Source organism: Rhodococcus rhodochrous, assembly GCF_900187265.1.
Lineage (GTDB): Bacteria > Actinomycetota > Actinomycetes > Mycobacteriales > Mycobacteriaceae > Rhodococcus > Rhodococcus rhodochrous.
Window position 1 is genome coordinate 2,143,850 of sequence record NZ_LT906450.1, and the last position, 18,844, is coordinate 2,162,693.

17 protein-coding genes are annotated in these 18,844 nt (G+C 68.7%); 14 read left to right on the plus strand and 3 right to left on the minus strand.

The window, feature by feature from the left end; translation table 11 throughout:
- Positions 1–129 precede the first annotated feature (129 nt).
- The 6 genes from CKW34_RS09790 to CKW34_RS09815 all read left to right on the plus strand — a co-directional run bounded on the left by CKW34_RS09790 (position 130) and on the right by CKW34_RS09815 (position 9,633).
- Positions 130–1,380 (plus strand): nitrate/nitrite transporter, encoded by a 1,251-nt coding sequence (locus CKW34_RS09790; protein ID WP_059381223.1) that lies wholly within the window; start codon positions 130–132, stop codon positions 1,378–1,380.
- Complete coding sequence (locus CKW34_RS09795; protein ID WP_059381224.1) at positions 1,377–5,072, plus strand: nitrate reductase subunit alpha; 3,696 nt, start codon at positions 1,377–1,379, stop codon at positions 5,070–5,072. Before CKW34_RS09790 ends, CKW34_RS09795 begins: the two co-directional genes overlap by 4 nt.
- A 25-nt stretch (positions 5,073–5,097) precedes the next feature.
- Positions 5,098–6,783 (plus strand): nitrate reductase subunit beta, encoded by a 1,686-nt coding sequence (narH, locus tag CKW34_RS09800; protein WP_059381225.1) that lies wholly within the window; start codon positions 5,098–5,100, stop codon positions 6,781–6,783.
- Entirely contained in the window at positions 6,780–7,481 is a 702-nt protein-coding gene (gene narJ / locus CKW34_RS09805) for a nitrate reductase molybdenum cofactor assembly chaperone (protein ID WP_059381226.1), read from the plus strand. The genes narH and narJ overlap by 4 nt, the downstream gene beginning before the upstream one ends.
- Positions 7,478–8,209, plus strand: coding sequence for a respiratory nitrate reductase subunit gamma (gene narI / locus CKW34_RS09810; RefSeq protein ID WP_059381227.1), 732 nt, complete (start codon positions 7,478–7,480; stop codon positions 8,207–8,209). Before narJ ends, narI begins: the two co-directional genes overlap by 4 nt.
- 86 nt (positions 8,210–8,295) lie before the next feature.
- A complete protein-coding gene (locus CKW34_RS09815) occupies positions 8,296–9,633 on the plus strand; it encodes a M16 family metallopeptidase (RefSeq protein ID WP_059381228.1) in 1,338 nt (445 codons plus the stop codon).
- On the opposite strand, the gene zapE is transcribed toward CKW34_RS09815, so the two are convergent.
- A complete protein-coding gene (gene zapE / locus CKW34_RS09820) occupies positions 9,582–10,661 on the minus strand; it encodes a cell division protein ZapE (protein WP_306303669.1) in 1,080 nt (359 codons plus the stop codon). The genes CKW34_RS09815 and zapE overlap by 52 nt on opposite strands.
- A 22-nt stretch (positions 10,662–10,683) precedes the next feature.
- On the opposite strand from zapE, the gene CKW34_RS09825 reads away from it, so the two are divergent.
- The 4 genes from CKW34_RS09825 (at position 10,684) to CKW34_RS09840 (ending at position 13,221) form a co-directional block, all read left to right on the plus strand.
- Positions 10,684–11,286, plus strand: coding sequence for a TetR/AcrR family transcriptional regulator (locus tag CKW34_RS09825; RefSeq protein ID WP_059381482.1), 603 nt, complete (start codon positions 10,684–10,686; stop codon positions 11,284–11,286).
- A gap of 85 nt (positions 11,287–11,371) precedes the next feature.
- Positions 11,372–12,127 carry a 4-hydroxy-tetrahydrodipicolinate reductase gene (dapB, locus tag CKW34_RS09830; RefSeq protein WP_174479584.1) on the plus strand — a complete coding sequence of 252 codons (756 nt, stop codon included), beginning with the start codon at positions 11,372–11,374 and terminating at the stop codon, positions 12,125–12,127.
- A complete protein-coding gene (locus tag CKW34_RS09835; RefSeq protein ID WP_059381231.1) occupies positions 12,124–12,603 on the plus strand; it encodes a hypothetical protein in 480 nt (159 codons plus the stop codon). The genes dapB and CKW34_RS09835 overlap by 4 nt, the downstream gene beginning before the upstream one ends.
- A gap of 114 nt (positions 12,604–12,717) precedes the next feature.
- Complete coding sequence (locus CKW34_RS09840) at positions 12,718–13,221, plus strand: flavodoxin family protein (protein ID WP_059381232.1); 504 nt, start codon at positions 12,718–12,720, stop codon at positions 13,219–13,221.
- 52 nt (positions 13,222–13,273) lie between these two features.
- Here CKW34_RS09840 and CKW34_RS09845 read toward each other — a convergent pair whose 3' ends face one another.
- Entirely contained in the window at positions 13,274–13,714 is a 441-nt protein-coding gene (locus CKW34_RS09845; RefSeq protein WP_059381233.1) for an SRPBCC family protein, read from the minus strand.
- Positions 13,715–13,772: 58 nt separating this feature from the next.
- Positions 13,773–14,354 (minus strand): hypothetical protein, encoded by a 582-nt coding sequence (locus CKW34_RS09850; RefSeq protein WP_059381234.1) that lies wholly within the window; start codon positions 14,352–14,354, stop codon positions 13,773–13,775.
- Positions 14,355–14,497: 143 nt separating this feature from the next.
- Here CKW34_RS09850 and thyX point away from each other — a divergent pair, with 143 nt between their 5' ends.
- The 4 genes from thyX (at position 14,498) to CKW34_RS09870 (ending at position 18,774) form a co-directional block, all read left to right on the plus strand.
- Positions 14,498–15,253, plus strand: coding sequence for an FAD-dependent thymidylate synthase (gene thyX / locus CKW34_RS09855; RefSeq protein ID WP_059381483.1), 756 nt, complete (start codon positions 14,498–14,500; stop codon positions 15,251–15,253).
- A 106-nt stretch (positions 15,254–15,359) separates the two neighbouring features.
- Positions 15,360–16,265: a 4-hydroxy-tetrahydrodipicolinate synthase gene (gene dapA, locus CKW34_RS09860; protein ID WP_059381235.1), complete on the plus strand. Its 906-nt coding sequence runs from the start codon at positions 15,360–15,362 to the stop codon at positions 16,263–16,265.
- Complete coding sequence (locus tag CKW34_RS09865; protein WP_095092019.1) at positions 16,265–18,070, plus strand: ribonuclease J; 1,806 nt, start codon at positions 16,265–16,267, stop codon at positions 18,068–18,070. The genes dapA and CKW34_RS09865 overlap by 1 nt, the downstream gene beginning before the upstream one ends.
- A 77-nt stretch (positions 18,071–18,147) precedes the next feature.
- Positions 18,148–18,774, plus strand: a complete 627-nt coding sequence (locus CKW34_RS09870; RefSeq protein WP_059381236.1) for a TIGR03085 family metal-binding protein — start codon at positions 18,148–18,150, stop codon at positions 18,772–18,774.
- The last annotated feature ends 70 nt before the right edge of the window (positions 18,775–18,844 follow it).

The window sequence follows — 18,844 nt, forward strand, 5'->3', positions numbered from 1 at the left end:
CCGGTCGGGCACCACGGGTGCGTCGTTTCCGGCAGACCATGGTTACCGGGGTGCAACGGCCGGACGTCCTCCGGGTGAGGTTCCGCCGAACCGGGTGCGGACCGCGCCCGGGAATGGTTCCCTGAATATGTGAGAACAGCCACGCCGGCGGATCTCGGGAGGTTGCGCGGAGCGAATCTGGCTCTGGCAACCTGGGTGTCCGCCATCAACTTCTGGGCCTGGAACATGATCGGGCCGCTGTCGACGACCTACGCCACCGACATGTCGCTCAGCAGCACGGAAGCGTCGATGCTGGTGGCCACGCCGATCCTCGTAGGCTCCCTCGGCCGCATCGCGGTCGGGGCGATGACGGACCGGTACGGCGGAAGGGCGATGTTCATCGCCGTCTCGCTGCTGTCGATCGTTCCCGTCGTCGCGGTCGGATTCGCCGCCGAGGCCGGCTCCTACCCGCTGGCCCTGGTCTGCGGGTTCTTCCTCGGCATCGCCGGCACGATCTTCGCGGTCGGGATCCCGTTCGCCAACAACTGGTACGAACCCGCCCGCCGCGGCTTCGCGACCGGCGTGTTCGGGGCGGGCATGGTGGGCACGGCCCTGTCGGCCTTCTTCACCCCGCGTTTCGTGAACTGGTTCGGGCTGGTGCCCACCCACATCGTCGTGGCGGCCGCCCTCGCCGTGACCGCCGTGGTGTGCATCCTGGTGATGCGCAACGCTCCCGATTTCCGTCCCAACACCGACCCGGTGCTGCCCAAACTGACAGCCGCGGCGAAACTCGGTGTGACCTGGGAGATGTCGTTCCTGTACGCGGTCGTGTTCGGCGGATTCGTGGCGTTCAGCAACTATCTGCCCACCTACATCAAGACGATCTACGGCTTCTCCGCGGTCGACGCCGGTACGCGCACGGCGGGTTTCGCGCTCGCCGCGGTCCTCGCCCGGCCCGTGGGCGGAGCGCTGTCGGACCGGGTGCCGCCGAAGTACGTGGTCCTGGCCTCGTTCACCGGCACCGCCGTGATGGCGGTGATCGCGACCTTCCAGCCCCCGCCCGACCTGTGGTCGGCGCTGACGTTCATCACGATGGCGATCTTCCTGGGTATCGGCACCGGTGGGGTCTTCGCATGGGTGGCGCGCCGCGCCCCGGCGCACGCGGTGGGCAGCGTCACGGGCATCGTCGCCGCAGCCGGTGGGCTCGGCGGTTACTTCCCACCCCTGGTGATGGGCGCGACCTACGACGCCGAGGGCAACGACTACACCGTCGGCCTGCTCCTGCTCGCCGCGACGGCACTGGTGTGCCTGCTCTACACCGCCTTCCGGCTGCATGCCCACGAACCGCCGCCGTCGGCCGCAGGATCCGGGAACCGCGACGTACGTGAGGAGAAGCCGTGACGGACACCGCCGGAGTCGGGAACCGGATCGAGGAACTGCTCGTGCGCAGCGGACGGTTCTTCACCTCCGGCGAGCAGTCCGACGACACGCGCACGGTCACGCGGCGCGGTGGCCGCGAAGGCGACATCTTCTACCGGGACCGCTGGAGTCACGACAAGGTCGTCCGCTCCACCCACGGGGTGAACTGCACCGGCTCCTGCTCGTGGAAGATCTATGTCAAGGACGGCATCATCACCTGGGAGACCCAGGAAACCGACTATCCGACAGTCGGTCCCGACCGTCCCGAGTACGAACCGCGCGGGTGCCCGCGCGGCGCGGCCTTCTCCTGGTACACCTACTCACCGACGCGCGTGCGGTACCCGTATGCGCGCGGGCTGCTCGTCGAGATGTACCGGGAGGCACGGCAGCGACTCGGCGATCCGGTGCTCGCCTGGGCCGACATCCAGAACGATCCCGAGCGGCGCCGCCGCTACCAGCGTGCCCGCGGCAAGGGCGGGCTGGTGCGCGTCACGTGGGCCGAGGCCACGGAGATGATCGCCGCCGCGCACGTTCACACCATCAAGGAGTACGGGCCCGACCGGGTGGCGGGTTTCTCGCCGATCCCCGCGATGTCGATGGTCTCCTTCGCCGCCGGTTCCCGGTTCGTCGAACTGCTCGGCGGCGTGATGACGTCGTTCTACGACTGGTACGCGGACCTGCCGGTGGCGTCGCCGCAGGTCTTCGGCGACCAGACCGACGTGCCCGAGTCCGGGGACTGGTGGGACGCGTCCTATCTGATGATGTGGGGCTCGAACGTGCCCGTCACCCGCACCCCGGATGCGCACTGGATGACGGAGGTCCGTTATCGCGGCACGAAGGTCGTCTCGGTGAGCCCGGACTACGCCGACAACACCAAGTTCGCCGACGAATGGATGGCGTGCGCGGCGGGTACCGACGGTGCCCTGGCGATGGCGATGGGCCATGTGCTTCTCACAGAGTTCTATGTGCGGCAGCGTGTTCCGTTCTTCGTCGACTATGTGCGCCGGTACACCGACCTGCCCTTCCTCGTACGGCTCGACCAACGCGACGGGAAGCTCGTGCCGGGCAAGAACCTCACCGCCGCCGACCTCGGGCACAGTGTCGAGAACGCGGCCTTCAAGCCGGTCTTCGTCGACGGTGCGACCGACACCGTCGTCGCACCCCGGGGCTCCCTCGGATTCCGCTACGGCGACGACGGCATCGGCAAGTGGAATCTCGAACTCGGTGACCTCGTCCCCGCACTGACGGTCGCGCCCGGAGGTGGGGGAGCGGGTGAGACCGCGGCGGTGCACCTGCCGAGTTTCGACACCGTCGACGGGCACGGTGAGAGCATCGAACGGGGCGTGCCGGTGCGGCGGATCGGGGATCACCTCGTGTGCACCGTCTTCGACCTGATGCTCGCGCAGTACGGGGTGAACCGCCCGGAGCTCGACCTGCCCGGGCAGTGGCCGAGCGGGTACGACGACCCGGCCTCGCCGTACACCCCGGCCTGGCAGGAGGCCCTCACCGGAGTGCCCGCAGCCCAGGCGATCCGGATCGCGACGGAGTTCGCCCGCAACGCAGAGGAATCGGGCGGGCGTTCGATGATCATCATGGGGGCCGGCATCTGCCAGTGGTTCCACGGCGACGCGACCTATCGCGCTGTACTCGCGCTGCTCATGCTCACCGGTTGCATGGGACGCAACGGAGGCGGATGGGCGCACTACGTCGGCCAGGAGAAGTGCCGGCCCGTCACGGGATGGGCGGCCATGGCGATGGGGACGGACTGGTCTCGCCCGCCCCGCCAGATGGCCGGAACCTCCTACTGGTACGTGCACACCGATCAGTGGCGCTACGACGGTTACCGCGCCGACGCCCTGGCCAGTCCCCTGGGACGAGGACGTTTCCGCGACAAGCACACGATGGACGTCATGGCGTCCGCCGTCGCCATGGGCTGGACGCCCTTCTATCCGCAGTTCGACCGCAACACCCACGAGGTCGCCGAACAGGCGCGGGCCGCGGGAACGGAGATCCCGCAGCACGTTGCGCAGCAACTCGCCTCGGGCGAGTTGAAGCTGTCGGTCACCGACCCCGACGATCCCCGGAACTGGCCGCGTGTGCTCAGCGTGTGGCGGTCGAATCTGCTCGGCTCGTCCAGCAAGGGCAACGAGTACTTCCTGCGGCACCTGCTCGGCACCGACTCCAACGTGCAGGGCGAGCCGACGGCCCCCGGCCTGCGACCCGGCGAGGTCGCGTGGCCCGACGACCTGCCCGAAGGAAAACTCGATCTGCTCATGTCGATCGACTTCCGCATGACCTCGACGACGTTGTTCTCCGACATCGTCCTGCCCGCCGCGACCTGGTACGAGAAGGGCGACCTGTCGAGCACCGACATGCACCCCTACATCCACGCCTTCACCGCGGCGGTCGACCCGCCCTGGGAAACCCGTTCGGACTACGACGCCTTCGGCGCCATCGCGCAGACCTTCAGCGCCCTCGCCCGGACCCATCTGGGAACCCGCACCGACATCGTCATGGGGACACTGCAGCACGACACGCCCGCGGCGATGGCGTATCCGTCCGGCACCGAACGGGACTGGCGCGCGACCGGCGAAATACCGGTTCCGGGGAAGACGATGGGTCCGCTCACCGTCGTCGAACGGGACTACGGTGCGGTCGCGGAGAAGTGGGCGACCCTCGGCCCGCTCGTCGAGACCCTCGGATTGAACACCAAGGGTGTCGTGACCCGGCCGGACCGTGAGGTCGCCGAACTGGCACAGAGATTCGGCGTGATGGATTCCGGTGCCGGGCAGGGGCGTCCGGCGATCACCACCGCCGAGCGCATGGCCGACACGATCCTCGCGCTGTCGGGCACGTCCAACGGCAGGCTCGCCGTCGAGGGTTTCCGCGAGCTGGAGAAACGCACCGGACGGCGACTCGTGCACCTCGCGGAGGGCAGTGAGGAACGGCGGATCACCTACGCCGACACCCAGTCCCGTCCCGTACCGGTCATCACGAGCCCGGAATGGTCGGGGAGCGAAACAGGAGGTCGCCGGTACGCCCCGTTCACCGTGAACATCGAAGAACTGAAGCCCTTCCACACGTTGACGGGCCGGATGCACTTCTACGTCGACCACGACTGGCTCGAAGAGCTCGGGGAGCAGCTCCCGGTCTACCGGCCCCCGCTCGACATGTCGCGGCTGTTCGGCGAGCAGGCGGTCGGCTCCGGCGACGGTATCGGCCTGACGGTGAGGTACCTGACCCCGCACTCGAAGTGGTCGATCCACTCGGAATACCAGGACAACCTGTTCATGCTGTCGCTGTCCCGGGGCGGGCCGACGATGTGGATGTCGCCGGCCGACGCCGCGAAGATCTCGGTGAGCGACAACGACTGGGTCGAGGCCGTCAACCGCAACGGTGTCGTGGTGTGCCGGGCGATCGTCTCGCACCGGATGCCCGAAGGGGTGGTGTTCGTCTACCACGCCCAGGACCGCGTCATCGACGTTCCGCGCAGCGAGACCACCGGACGCCGCGGCGGCATCCACAATTCGCTGACCCGCATCCTCATCAAGCCGAGCCACCTGGCCGGTGGATACGCGCAGACGGCCTACGCGTTCAACTATCTCGGCCCGACGGGCAACCAGCGCGACGAGGTGACGATCGTGCGGCGCCGATCCCAGGAGGTCGTCTACTGATGTGTGAGCAGGAAGCGAGGCGATCGTGAAGGTCATGGCACAGCTCGCGATGGTGATGAACCTCGACAAGTGCATCGGATGCCACACCTGCTCGGTGACCTGCAAGCAGGCGTGGACCAACCGGTCGGGCACCGAGTACGTGTGGTTCAACAACGTCGAAACCCGCCCGGGCCAGGGCTATCCGCGCACCTACGAGGATCAGGAACGCTGGCGCGGTGGCTGGGTCCGGGATACCAAGGGACGGCTGCGTCTCCGCGACGGTGGACGCCTCGCGAAACTCGCGCGCATCTTCTCGAACCCGAAGATGCCGTCGATCGACGACTACTACGAACCGTGGACCTACGACTACGACAACCTGACGAACGCCCCACTCGGCGACCACGTCCCGGTGGCCTCGCCACGCAGCCTCATCTCCGGCGAGCCGATGAAGGTGGAATGGTCGGCGAACTGGGACGACAACCTCGGTGGTTCACCGGCGATCGTGCCCGACGACCCGATCCTGAAGAAGGTCGGCGACCGGGTCAAGCTCGAGTTCGAGCAGACCTTCATGTTCTACCTGCCGCGGATCTGCGAGCACTGCCTCAACCCGTCGTGTGTGGCGTCGTGTCCGTCCGGCGCGATGTACAAGCGGTCGGAGGACGGCATCGTCCTCGTCGACCAGGACCGGTGCCGCGGCTGGCGGATGTGCGTGTCCGGATGCCCGTACAAGAAGGTGTATTTCAACCACAAGACCGGCAAGGCCGAGAAGTGCACCTTCTGCTACCCGCGGGTCGAGGTCGGGTTGCCGACGGTGTGCTCGGAGACGTGCGTGGGCAGGCTCCGGTACATCGGTCTCGTCCTCTACGACGTCGACCGGGTCCTGGAGGCGGCATCGGTGGAGAACGACACCGACCTGTACGAGGCGCAACGCGGGCTGCTGCTCGACCCCCGCGACCCCGAGGTGATCGCCGGCGCCCGCGCCGAGGGCATCTCCGACGAGTGGATCGAGGCCGCGCAACGGTCGCCGGTCTACGACCTGATCAGCACGTACCGGGTCGCGTTGCCGCTGCATCCGGAATACCGGACGATGCCGATGGTCTGGTACGTGCCACCGCTGTCGCCGGTCGTCGACGCCGTCAGCCGGGAGGGACACGACGGCGAGGACATCGGCAACCTGTTCGGCGCCCTCGACGCCCTGCGCATCCCCATCGCGTACCTCGCGGAACTGTTCACCGCCGGGGACACCGCGACGGTCGAGGCGGTGCTGCGACGACTCGCCGCGATGCGCTCCTACATGCGCGACATCAATCTCGGCCGCGAGACCCGCCCCGAGATCCCCGAGGCCGTCGGCATGACCGAGGAACGGATCTACGAGATGTACCGGCTCCTCGCGCTCGCCAAGTACGACGAGCGGTACGTCATCCCGACCGCCTATGCGGCCGAAGGGCATCGGCTCGAGGAGTCGGCGACGGACTGCGCACTGTCCTACGAGGGTGGTCCCGGCATGTACGAGTCGGGTCCGTTCGGTGAGGCCAGCGGCGCCCCGGTCCCGGTGGCGGTCGAGACCTTCCACGCCCTCGCCCAGCGGCAGACCAGTGAGGGGATGGCGGCGAACGCGTCGAACCCGTCGCGGGTGAACCTCCTGAACTGGGACGGCAAGGGCGTGCCGACGGGCATGTTCCCGGGCGGTCACGACAGGGGCGGTCACGGCACGGAAGGGGAGAAGCGATGAGACTGCTGCGTCCACGGCGCGCCGGCGTCGATCGCGCACTGCACCGTCGCCTCGTCCGTCAGGCCGCGTCGCTGCTGCTGGCCTATCCCGACGACGGACACGCCGGACGGCTGGACGTCGCCGGGCAGCTCGTCGACCACATCACCGGTCCCGAGGAGGACATGCTGGGGACGGCGGTCCGCGCACTGGACGAACCGGATCTGCTCGTCCTGGCCCAGCGGTACGTCGAGACCTTCGACCTGCGGCGACGCTCGACGATGTACCTGACCTACTGGACCGCGGGCGACACCCGGAATCGCGGCGCCGAGATGCACGCCTTCGCGAGTGCCTACCGCGCCGCGGGCGTCGAGCCGCCCGCCCACGAATCACCCGACCATCTGCCGGTCGTCCTCGAATTCGCGGCCACCGTGGATCCCGCCGCGGGTGAGGAACTCCTCACCCGGTATCGGGTGGCCCTCGACGTGCTGCACACCTCCCTGCACGAGGCCGGCTCGCCGTACGCGCAGGTCGTCGCGGCCGTGTGCGCGACGCTCCCGCCGGTCACCGCGCGGGACGAGGAACGGGCCCGGCGTCTCGCGCAGGCGGGACCGCCCCGTGAGTCGATCGGCCTGCAACCCTTCACCCTGACGGTGCCGCCCCGGACCGCGCCCTCGTCGCCGTCCGACGGATCTTCCCGGCGAGGAGCCCCGCGATCATGAGTGCAGGAGAGATCTTCTGGGATGTGGTGCCGTACGTGACACTCGCGATCGTCGCGGTGGGGACCTGGTGGCGGTACCGGTACGACAAGTTCGGATGGACGACCCGTTCGTCCCAGCTGTACGAGGCGCGGTTGCTGCGCATCGCCAGCCCGATGTTCCATTTCGGGATCCTGGTCGTGATCGTCGGCCACATCATCGGCCTGGTGATCCCGCAGTCGTGGACCGACGCCGTGGGGTTGAGCCAGCACGCCTACCACGTGCAGGCCATCACGCTGGGCACGATCGCCGGTGTCTCGACGCTCGTGGGCATCTCCCTGCTCGTGTACCGCCGACGCACCCGCGGTCCCGTCTTCAGCGCCACCACCCTCAACGACAAGGTCATGTACCTCGTGCTCGTCGCCGCGATCGTGGCGGGTCTCGCCACCACGCTGATGGGGTCGGGTGTCGTGGGCGAGGAGCACAACTACCGCGAGACCGTCTCGCCGTGGTTCCGGTCGATCTGGGTCCTGCAACCCCGCGGCGACCTGATGGTGGAGGCACCGTTCAGCTTCCGACTGCACGCGCTGATCGGCCTCGTGCTCTTCGCGCTCTGGCCGTTCACACGCCTCGTCCACGCGTTCAGCGCCCCGGTCGGATATCTGTTCCGGCCGTACATCGTCTACCGCAGCCGCGACGAGGCACGTCCCGGACGGCTCGTGGGTTCGCAGCCGCAACGACGGGGATGGTGAGCGCGCGCCCGATGGTGGGGGAGAGTCCCGGTGTACTGTGAAATGTTCCGCGCCCTCCGACCTTGTCAGGACCACCGAAGATCCCCATGGCTTCCAGTTCCCACGTGAAGAACGACGCTTCGACCCCCGCACCCGTCGCGGCCACCGGCGTCCGACGCTCGGTCCTGCCCGGAGGCGTGCGGGTCGTCACCGAGCACGTCCCGGGAGTTCGCTCGGCGGCCGTCGGAGTGTGGGTCGGTGTCGGGTCCCGCGACGAACAACCGTCCGTCGCAGGCGCCGCCCACTTCCTCGAGCACCTGCTGTTCAAGGCGACCCCGACGCGTACCGCTCTCGACATCGCCGAGACGATGGACGGGATCGGGGGAGAGCTCAACGCGTTCACCAGCAAGGAGCACACCTGCTTCTATGCGCACGTGCTCGACGACGACCTGCCGATCGCCGTCGACGTCGTCGCCGACGTCGTCCTGCGCGGCCGGTGCCTGAGCGCGGACGTCGACGTCGAGCGTCAGGTGGTGCTCGAGGAGATCGCGATGCGCGACGACGATCCCGAGGACCTGCTCGGCGACTCGCTGCTCACCGCGCTGTACGGCGATCACCCCATCGGCCGGCCGATCATCGGATCCGTCGAGTCGATCGAGTCCATGACCCGGACCCAGCTGCATTCGTTCCACGTGCGCCGCTACACGCCGCCGCGGATGGTCGTCGCGGTCGCCGGCAACGTCGACCACGCGCACACCGTCGAACTGGTGCGCCGCGCCTTCGCCGGTCATCTGGACGACGCGGCCGCTCCCGCGCCCTGCCGCGACGGACGGCTCGAACTGCGTACCGCGCCGACGATGAGCATCGTCGAGCGCGACAACGAGCAGACGCACCTGACCCTCGGCGTGCGCTCCTTCGGCCGGCACGACGGGCGTCGCTGGGCGCTGTCGGTGCTCAACGCAGCCGTCGGCGGCGGGCTGAGTTCGCGCCTGTTCCAGGAAGTGCGGGAGAAGCGGGGCCTGGCCTACTCGGTGTACTCCGGCACCGACACCTTCGCCGACACCGGCGCCTTCTCCGTCTACGCGGGTTGTCAGCCCGACAACCTCGGGGAGGTCGCCGCGGTGGTCCGGGAAGTGCTCACCGACGTGGCCGAACACGGCATCACCGACGCGGAATGCGCTCGTGCCAAGGGGTCGCTGCGCGGCGGTCTCGTGCTCGGACTCGAGGACGCCGGCGCGCGCATGCACCGGATCGGCCGCAGCGAACTGAGCTACGGACAGCACTGGAGCATCACCGAGACCCTCGAACGCATCTCGTCGGTGTCCACCGAGGAAGTACGCAGCGTGGCAGCCGACCTGCTGCACCGGCCGTTCGCGGTCGCGGTCGCCGGTCCCTACAGGCGCACGCGTGACCTTCCGGCATCGGTGCGCGAACTCGTGTCCTGAATCGTCCTCAGCTGAGCCAGTCGGCTCCGCAGGCGTCCGATGTCGTGCGCGACGGGTCCCGCCGCGGCAGCGAGTTCCGACACCGCGACCTCCGCGACGAAGACGACCCGCGCGTCGCGGTCGTGGAGCACGTCCACCAGATCGGCGAATCGCTGCGCGGGTTCGCGACCGGCGGTCGTCAGGTTCGGGATCTTGTCGACGACCCAGAACAGGTGCTCCGCCGCGAGCGCCAGATAGTCGGCCGGCGCCGTGGTGTGCCCACAGAGGTCGCCGAAGTCGAACCAGAGACAGTCCTTCTCGGCCCGTAGAGCGCGGAGCGGACGTCCTGCCGGGCGCAGGACCCGATGTTCGGCCGGTGCCGGCCGCTCGAGGCCCTGCCGTCGTAGCTGCAGGTCGGACGGGGAGACGGCCCAGATCCCCGACGCGAAACCCCGCGTACGGTCGGAATCGAGCCGATGATCGCGCGGACCATCCAGGGCCACGACGGTCGCGCACCGCTCGACGAGCTCGATCGTCGGGACGAAGCCCTCGTGGAAGAGCGGATCGGGGAGAAGCTCGCGGGGACGGTAATTCGAGGTCAGGACGAGACGCGTGTGCCGCGCGAGCAGTGCGGGGAGCAACCGGGCGACGAACGTGCCGTCCGCCGGATCGTGGACGTGGAATTCGTCGAAGCACAGGAGTTCGGCGCGACCGATCAGATGATCGAGTGCGGCGTCGAGATCGAAGCGGTGCCGTCGGAGCTCGACGTGCAGGTCGCGGAAGAACTCGTGGAAGTGGACGCGCAGCTTGTCCGGTCCGGGATAGGCCGAGAAGTAGACGTCGGCGAGCCAACTCTTGCCACGTCCGGGCGGGCCCCACAGGTAGACGTTCGGGCGCTCGGGATGGCACAGCTGCTCGACGGCGTGGTGTTGCGCGGGATCGAGCACGAACCCCCTGCTACGCGCGGCGTCGTCGAACACCGTGCGGGGAACGGGGTTCGGCAGGGCGGTGTTCGGTGACCTGCGGTTCCTGCGGCGGCGCAACCTCACGCCGAGACTCTATCATCGTAGAGTGACGATTCCGCCTCGACGTCCCTCCCGGCACACGGCCATCAGCGACGCCGCACTCGAACTCGCCGCCCGTGGCGGCAACCACGCGGTGACGCACACGGGCATCGACGTGCATCTCGGTCTGCCGAAGGGCTCGACCTCGTACTACTTCCGCACCCGCCACGCCCTGGTCTCGGCTGCGATCGCCCGTCTCACCGATCGGTCGCGCGCGGATTTCGCCGCGCTGTTCGACGACACGACCGGCACCCCGAGTTCGCCCGCCGACCTGATCGCGCGCTATATCGAACGTCTGCTCACGGTGCGCCGCACCGATGTGCTGGCCCGGTACGCGCTCGCGACCGACGCGCGGCTCGAACCCGAGTCGGCCGAGGCGCTCGCGGGCTGCATGTTCTCGATCACCGCGGCCACCGACCTCGTGCGGGAGCTCGGAGCGCCCGACCCCGGTACGGCCGGCCACGATCTGGTGACCCTGCTCGAAGGAATTCTGTTCGATCGCACCCACGGCCTACGCGCCCACACGTCCTCGGGGCCGGGCACGGCGTGGGTCGACGGGATCCGTTCGTCGGTCGGCCTGTGGCTCGACGCCCTCTGCGCGCAGCAGTAGGTGGCATTCGACCCGCTCGGGACATCCGCGGGTGGTTGCGTAGGATTTCCGGGGGAGACGGCAACGAAAGGGCGTGACGACGCAAGTGGATGCAACAAAGGTTCGGGTGGGTGTACTCGGTGCTGCCGGCAAGGTCGGCCAGGCGATCTGCGCCGCCGTCGACGCCGCGTCCGATCTCGAGCTCGTCGCCACCGTCGACAAGGGTGACGGTCTCGACACCCTGGTGAACTCGCAGGCCCAGGTGGTCGTCGACTTCACGCACCCCGACGTCGTCATGGACAACCTGCACTTCCTCGTCGAGAACGGTATCCACGCCGTGGTCGGAACCACCGGCTTCGACGACGAGCGCCTCGACAGGGTGCGGAGCTGGCTCGCGGATCGTCCCGAGGTGGGGGTACTCATCGCACCGAACTTCGCGATCGGTGCCGTGCTGTCGATGCGCTTCGCCCAGGCCGCCGCCCGGTTCTTCGACTCCGTCGAGGTGATCGAGCTGCACCACCCGAACAAGGCCGACGCACCGTCCGGTACCGCCTACCGCACCGCCCGTCTGATCGCGCAGGCCCGCGCCGAGGCCGGTGTGGCTCCGAGCCCGGACGCCACCACCACCGAACTCGACGGTGCGCGCGGCGCCGACGTCGACGGTGTCCGCGTGCACTCCGTGCGTCTCGCCGGACTCGTCGCCCACCAGGAGGTGCTGCTCGGCACCCAGGGCGAGACCCTCACCATCCGGCACGACTCGATCGACCGCTCCTCCTTCGCCCCCGGCGTGCTGCTCGGCGTGCGGGAGATCGGTAAGCGGCCGGGACTGACCGTCGGAATCGATCCCCTCCTCGACCTGTGAGAACCGGCTCCCTCAAAGTCCTCGTGCCCATCGCGTTCATCGTGGTGGCGCTGGGGTTCTACTTCGTCCTGCTCGGCTCGACCGGCCTGGAGCTGATCCGCTCCGGTGAGGTCGCGGCGATCGGTCTCGGTATCGGCATCCTCATCCTCCCGATCGTGGGAGCCTGGATCGTCTACGCGACCCTCCGCGCAGGCCTGCAGCACCAGCATCTCGCGCGGCGGATCCACGACGAAGGCCTCGAACTCGACGTCGACGATCTGCCCCGCATGCCCTCGGGGCGGATCGACCGGGACGCCGCCGACGAACTGTTCGCGACCGTGAAGCAGGAATGGGAAGCCGACCCCGACAACTGGCGCAACTCCTATCGGCTCGCACGCGCCTACGACTATGCGGGCGACCGCAGTCGCGCGCGGGAGACGATGCGCCGGGCCGTCGCGCTCGAGAAACTCGAACGGGACGGCGACGCGGGTTCCTGAACCGACGAGCGGCTTCGACAAGCGCTGCCGTGAGCGGCTTCGACAAGCGCTGCCGTGAGCGGCTTTGACAAGCTCAGCGCGGTCCAGCAGCCTGCTGATGTGACGGACGAGGCTGTGGAAGACCGGTCAGGGGCGGACGAGACGGGACGCGGGGACGGATCGCGCACGGTGCTGGTGGTGCACCACACCCCGTCGCCGTCGACCCGCGAGATCCTCGAAGCGGTCCTGGCGGGAGCGCGGGACCCGGAGATCACGGGTGTCACCGTCCGGGCGGTTCCTGCGCTGGGTGCCACGGTGCCCGATGTGCTGGCCGCCGATGGTTTCCTGTTCGGCACCACCGCCAATTTCGGCTACATGTCGGGTGCGCTCAAGCACTTCTTCGACACCGTCTACTACCCGTGTCTCGATGCCGTGGCCGGCCGTCCCTACGGTCTGTGGGTGCACGGGAACAACGACACCGCCGGGGCTGTGGCCTCGGTTCGGCGCCTGACCACCGGCTTGGGTCTCGTGCAGGCTGCCGCCGATCTCGAGATCACCGGACCGGTCGACGCGAAGGTGCGCGAGCAGTGCTACGAGCTCGGCGCCATCGTCGCGGCGACCGCGGCCGGTGAGATCTGACGCGAGCGAGAGTTCTTCGCTCCGCGATCAGTGGACATGCTTCGCTCCGCTATCAGCGGAAATGCTTTTCCGTGAACGACTTGAGGCCCTTGCCGGCGGTTTCGAGGGCCATCTTCTCGGCGCGCCGCACGAGGAATCCGGGGATCGGGATCTTCGGATCGATCGTCAGCGAGAATTCGGCCGTCGTGCCGGATCCCTTGGCAGTGAGGGTGTAGGCACCGTCCTGCTGGCGCTGCTGGCTGCTCTCCACGAGGGTCCACGACATGGACTCGTTGCCGTTCCAGTCGTACTCGACGACCTGTTCGTCGGTGATGCCGACGATCGAGACGGTCATCCGCACACGGTGTGGGCGTCCGTCGGGGTGGGTGGATTCGACGGTGACGGACTTGTGGGTCGACGACCACTCGGGCAGGCGTTCGACCGCGGCGAGTGCGGCCATCACCTGCTCCGGGGTTGCGTCGATGTCGAAATTCCTGGTGCTGCTGACCGCCATGCGCCCTCCGCGTCGCCCGATATGTGTGCGTCGGCACTCTATCGTGCGGTGAGGTGCCTCACGCGTCGGTGTGGGGCTCCGTGTCGCCGGGGCCCGCCGCGTCGTCCGGGCCCGCGGTATCGGTCGGGTCGGTCGGCGGTTGCTCGGTGGATGCGGGCGGGGTGGGCTTCGCCCAACCACCTTGACGGCGCCATTCGTCGGCACGGCGCTGGTAGCGCATCTGCTCCCGCAGGGCGCCCTGCACGGCCTGCGCCATCCAGGAGTTGAGCGACAGTCCGCTCTGCTGCGCGGCTTCCTCGGCCTTGGTCTTGATCTGCTCGACGAGGCGCAGGGTCACCCGGCTGATATCGCCGGTCATCTCCTCGAAGGACGGCGTCGGATCCTCGTGCGGGGGAGCGGTTTCGCTGTGGACGGCGAGGACGGCGTCGGTGCCGTCGAGTCGCACCGTGACGGTGCGGTCGCCGAGTTCGTCGCTGATCTCGTTGGCCATGTCGGACAGTGCTGCCAGGACCGCGAGCCGGACGGGTGCGGCGATGGCGGTCGCGAGGGCCGCGGCGGTGCGTCGGGTCTGTTCGTCGCCGAGTTCGGCCGCGGAGATCACGGAGTCGGTGATGGCGGACGTGTACTTGTCGATGTCCATGACGCCAGTGTGACGTCACAAATGATGTCACGCAAGGTGTCATCGTGATGTCATCGATCGTCGCAGGTCGAGGCGCGTTAGTGTGCGGACGGAAGAGACGGCGCGTCCGGAGGATGCGCGACGACCGAGGCGAGGAGGAGACGATGGCGCCCGAACCCGCCGTTCCGAAGGTCCGGCTCATCGCCACGACGGAGTTCCATCTCCCCGACGACGTCGACTGGGACACCGACGCCGAGGGCGGGGAGGCGCTCGTCGAGTTCGCCGGTCGCGCCTGCTACCAGAGCTGGTCCAAGCCCAACCCGCGCACCGCGACGAATGCCGGGTACCTCCGTCACCTGCTCACCGTGGGGCACCTGTCCGTGCTCGAACACGCCACGGCGACCTTCTACATCACCGGTATCTCCCGCTCGTGCACGCACGAGTTGATCCGGCACCGCCACTTCTCGTTCTCTCAGCTGTCCCAGCGTTTCGTCGCCGACGGTGAGGTGCCCGTGGTGGTTCCGCCCGCGATCGCGGGCGACGCCGAGCTCGAGGAGCTGTTCTTCGCGGCCGCGGCGCGCAGCCGCGAGGCGTACGTGGCGCTGCTGGAGGCACTCGACGAGAAGCTCTCGCATCTTCCCGCCGGTCCGTTGCGCGCCAAGCAGGTCCGGGAGGCCGCCCGGGCGGTCCTCCCCAACGCCACGGAGACCCGCATCGTCGTCACCGGCAACTACCGCTCGTGGCGTCACTTCGTCGCCATGCGCGCGACCGAACATGCCGACGTCGAGATCCGGCGTCTCGCCGTCGAATGTGTACGTCAGCTTGCGGATGCCGCACCGAACGCGTTCTCGGACTTCGCGATCACGAAACTGTCCGACGGCAGCGAGATCGCAGCTCCCACGCTCGCGACCGATCTCTGATCGACCTGCACACAGATCTTCGATCCACCTCGACACCGATCTGTGATCCGTCTTCGGGGGGCGGGCGTGTGTCGAGGCGACCCTGCCACGCGGTAGCCTTCTGACCATGACCAACGGTGATTCCGCAACTGCTGTCGAGCTTCCGTTCGGCACCGTCGCCACAGCGATGGTGACCCCGTTCACTGCCGATGGCAAGCTCGACGTGGATGCGGGCGTGCGTCTGGCGAACTATCTCGTCGACGGTGGCTGTGACGCACTGGTTCTCGCCGGTACGACCGGCGAATCGCCCACGACGACCGAGAACGAGAAGATCGAGCTGATGCGGGCCGTGCTCGCATCCGTCGGCGACCGCGCCAAGATCATCGCCGGTGCCGGCAGCAACGACACCGCCCACAGTGTCGAGCTCGCCCGCGACGCCGCGCGTGCCGGGGCGCACGGCCTGCTCGTGGTGACCCCGTACTACTCGCGACCCCCGCAGGCCGGCCTCTACGCCCACTTCGTCGCCGTGGCCGATGCGACCGATCTGCCGGTCATGCTCTACGACATCCCACCTCGATCCGTCGTGCCGATCGAGACCGACACGCTGCGCCTGCTCGCCGAGCACCCGCGGATCGTCGCGGTCAAGGACGCCAAGGGCGACCTGAACGCGGGTGCCGAACTGATCGGCACCACCGACCTGAAGTTCTACTCGGGCGACGACCCGCTGAACCTGCCGTGGCTGTCCGTCGGCGCCGTCGGATTCGTCAGCGTGATCGGTCATCTCGTGCCCGGTCGCCTCCGCGAGCTGCACACCGCCTTCGAGGCCGGCGATCTCGAACTCGCCCGCCGCATCAACCTGTCGATGGTGCCCATCTACCGGGCCGTCGCGCGGCTGGGAGGTGTGAGCGCCTCGAAGGCCGGGCTGCGACTGCTCGGCATCGACGTCGGAGAGCCCCGCCTGCCGCAGGTCGCCCCGGTGACCGCGCAGATCGACGCGCTCGCGGCAGATCTCCAGGCTGCGGGGGTGCTGTGATGAGCCGCCCCGATCGTGGCCGTGGCCGCGCCACCCGCAACGCCGGTCCGCCCTCCCGCGCCCCGCGCCGGGTCGTGCAGAACTCCGCTGCCGCCCAGCGACCCGACGCGCGCGTCGTCGACCCCACCGAACGGTTGGGTACACCGCCCAAGGCTCCCCGCGACGGTCTGCGTGTGGTTGCGCTCGGCGGTATCGGCGAGATCGGCCGCAACATGACGGTCTTCGAACACCAGGGACGGCTCCTGATCGTCGACTGCGGTGTTCTCTTCCCCGAGGACCAGCAGCCGGGCGTCGACCTGATCCTGCCCGACTTCCGGTACATCGAGGACCGGATGGACGACGTCGAGGCGATCGTCCTCACCCACGGCCACGAGGACCACATCGGTGCCGTGCCGTTCCTGCTGCGTCTGCGCCCCGATGTCCCGGTCGTCGGGTCCAAGTTCACCCTGGCGTTGGTCGCGGCCAAGTGCCGCGAACACCGTCAGCGTCCCAAGCTCGTCGAGGTCGTCGAGGGGCAGACCACCTCGCACGGTCCGTTCGAGTGCGAGTACTTCGCGGTCAACCATTCCATCCCCGATGCGATCGCCGTCGCGATCCGCACCGCCGCGGGCGTCGTGCTGCATACCGGCGACATCAAGCTCGACCAGTTGCCGCTCGACAACCGCCTCACCGACCTCGCGGGCTTCTCCCGCCTCGGTGACGAGGGCGTCGACCTGTTCCTCGTCGACTCGACGAACGCCGAGGTCCCGGGCTTCGTCACCCCCGAGCGCGAGATCGGCGGAGTGCTCGACACCGTCATCGGCAAGGCCACCAACCGGGTGATCGTCGCGTCCTTCGCGAGCCACGTGCACCGCATCCAGCAGATCGTCGACGTCGCCGAGCGCTACAACCGGCGCGTGGCGTTCGTTGGCCGGTCGATGGTCCGCAACATGCAGATCGCGCAGGATCTGGGCTACCTGAACGTGCCCGACGGCCTCGAGGTCGACATCGACACCGCGGCGAGCCTGCCCGACGGCCGGGTCGTGCTGGTCTCCACCGGTTCGCAGGGTGAACCGCTCTCGGCGCTGTCCCGGATGGCGCGAGGGGAGCACCGGCAGATCAACATCCGGGCCGACGATCTCGTCGTCCTCGCCTCGTCGCTGATCCCCGGCAACGAGAACTCCGTGTTCGCGGTCGTCAACGGCCTTGCCAAGCGCGGTGCGAAGGTCGTCACCCAGCAGAACGCGAAGGTGCACGTCTCCGGCCACGCGTCGGCCGGCGAGCTGCTGTACCTCTACAACGCGGTGCGTCCGACCAACGCGATGCCCGTCCACGGCGAGTGGCGCCACCTGCGGGCGAACGCCGCTCTGGCCGAGGCCACGGGTGTTCCCCGCGAGCGGATCGTGCTCGCAGAGGACGGCGTGGTCGTCGACATGGTCGACGGACTCGCCGAGATCGTCGGGCGTGTCCCGGTCGGCCACGTCTACGTCGACGGCCTGTCGGTGGGCGACGTGGGCGAGTCCACGCTGTCCGATCGTCTCGTTCTCGGCGAAGGTGGTTTCATCTCGATCTCCGTCGCGGTCGACGCCACCACCGGCCGTGCGGTGAGTACCCCGGAGGTCTCCGGTCGCGGTTTCTCCGACGACCCGGGCGCATTGAACGAAGCGGCACAACTCGTCGACAAGGCGCTCAACGAACTCGCTGCCGAAGGGGTCACGGAGACCCATCGCATCGCCCAGGGCATCCGCCGGGTCGTCGGCCGCTGGGTCGCCGAGACCTATCGTCGTCGTCCGATGATCGTGCCCACGGTGATCCCGGTCTCCTGAGTACGGTCCGCGCGGGCCCGCCGAACACGCGGGCTCGCGCGATGGGCGAGGGCAACCGTGATCGCTAGAGTGGCGGAATGAGCCTCGCCCGAAGCGAACGACATGCCCTCGTCCGCACCATGTCCGAGGTCGGGCCCGACGCGCCGACGCTCTGCGGCGACTGGACGGTCCGGGATCTCGCCGCGCACCTGCTCGTCCGCGAGCGCCGCGTGGACGCGATGCCCGGCATCCTCGTCCCGGCCCTGGCCGACCACACGGAGAAGGTGCGACGCTCCGCCACCGACCGGCAGTGGGCACACCTGCTCGCCGACGTCGATTCCGGCCCGCCGAAGTGGTCGCCGATGTTCCTGTTCGACGCCGTCGCCAACGCGGCGGAGATGTTCGTGCACCACGAGGACGTGCGCCGCGCGCAGCCCGGATGGGAACCGCGGACGCTGTCGGCCGACGACCAGGACCAGCTCTGGCGGATCGCACGGATGATCGGGCGCAACAGTTACGGCGGATGCGACGTCACGGTCGTCTTCGAGAGGTCCGATTCCGGCGAGCGGGTCACCCTCCGCAAGCGCGGCCCCCGCACGGTCGTGTTGCGCGGCGAACCGTCCGAACTCGTGCTCCACGCCTTCGGCCGCGACCAGGTGCGGCTCGAGATCGAGGGCGACGAGTCGGCCGTCACCGAACTGGCGGCGTCGAAACGCGGCCTGTGAGCACTCGCCTGCACGGCATGTGACCAGTGCCGCCGCCCGGTACCCGTGTTGCTGATGGTTCATGAGAGGT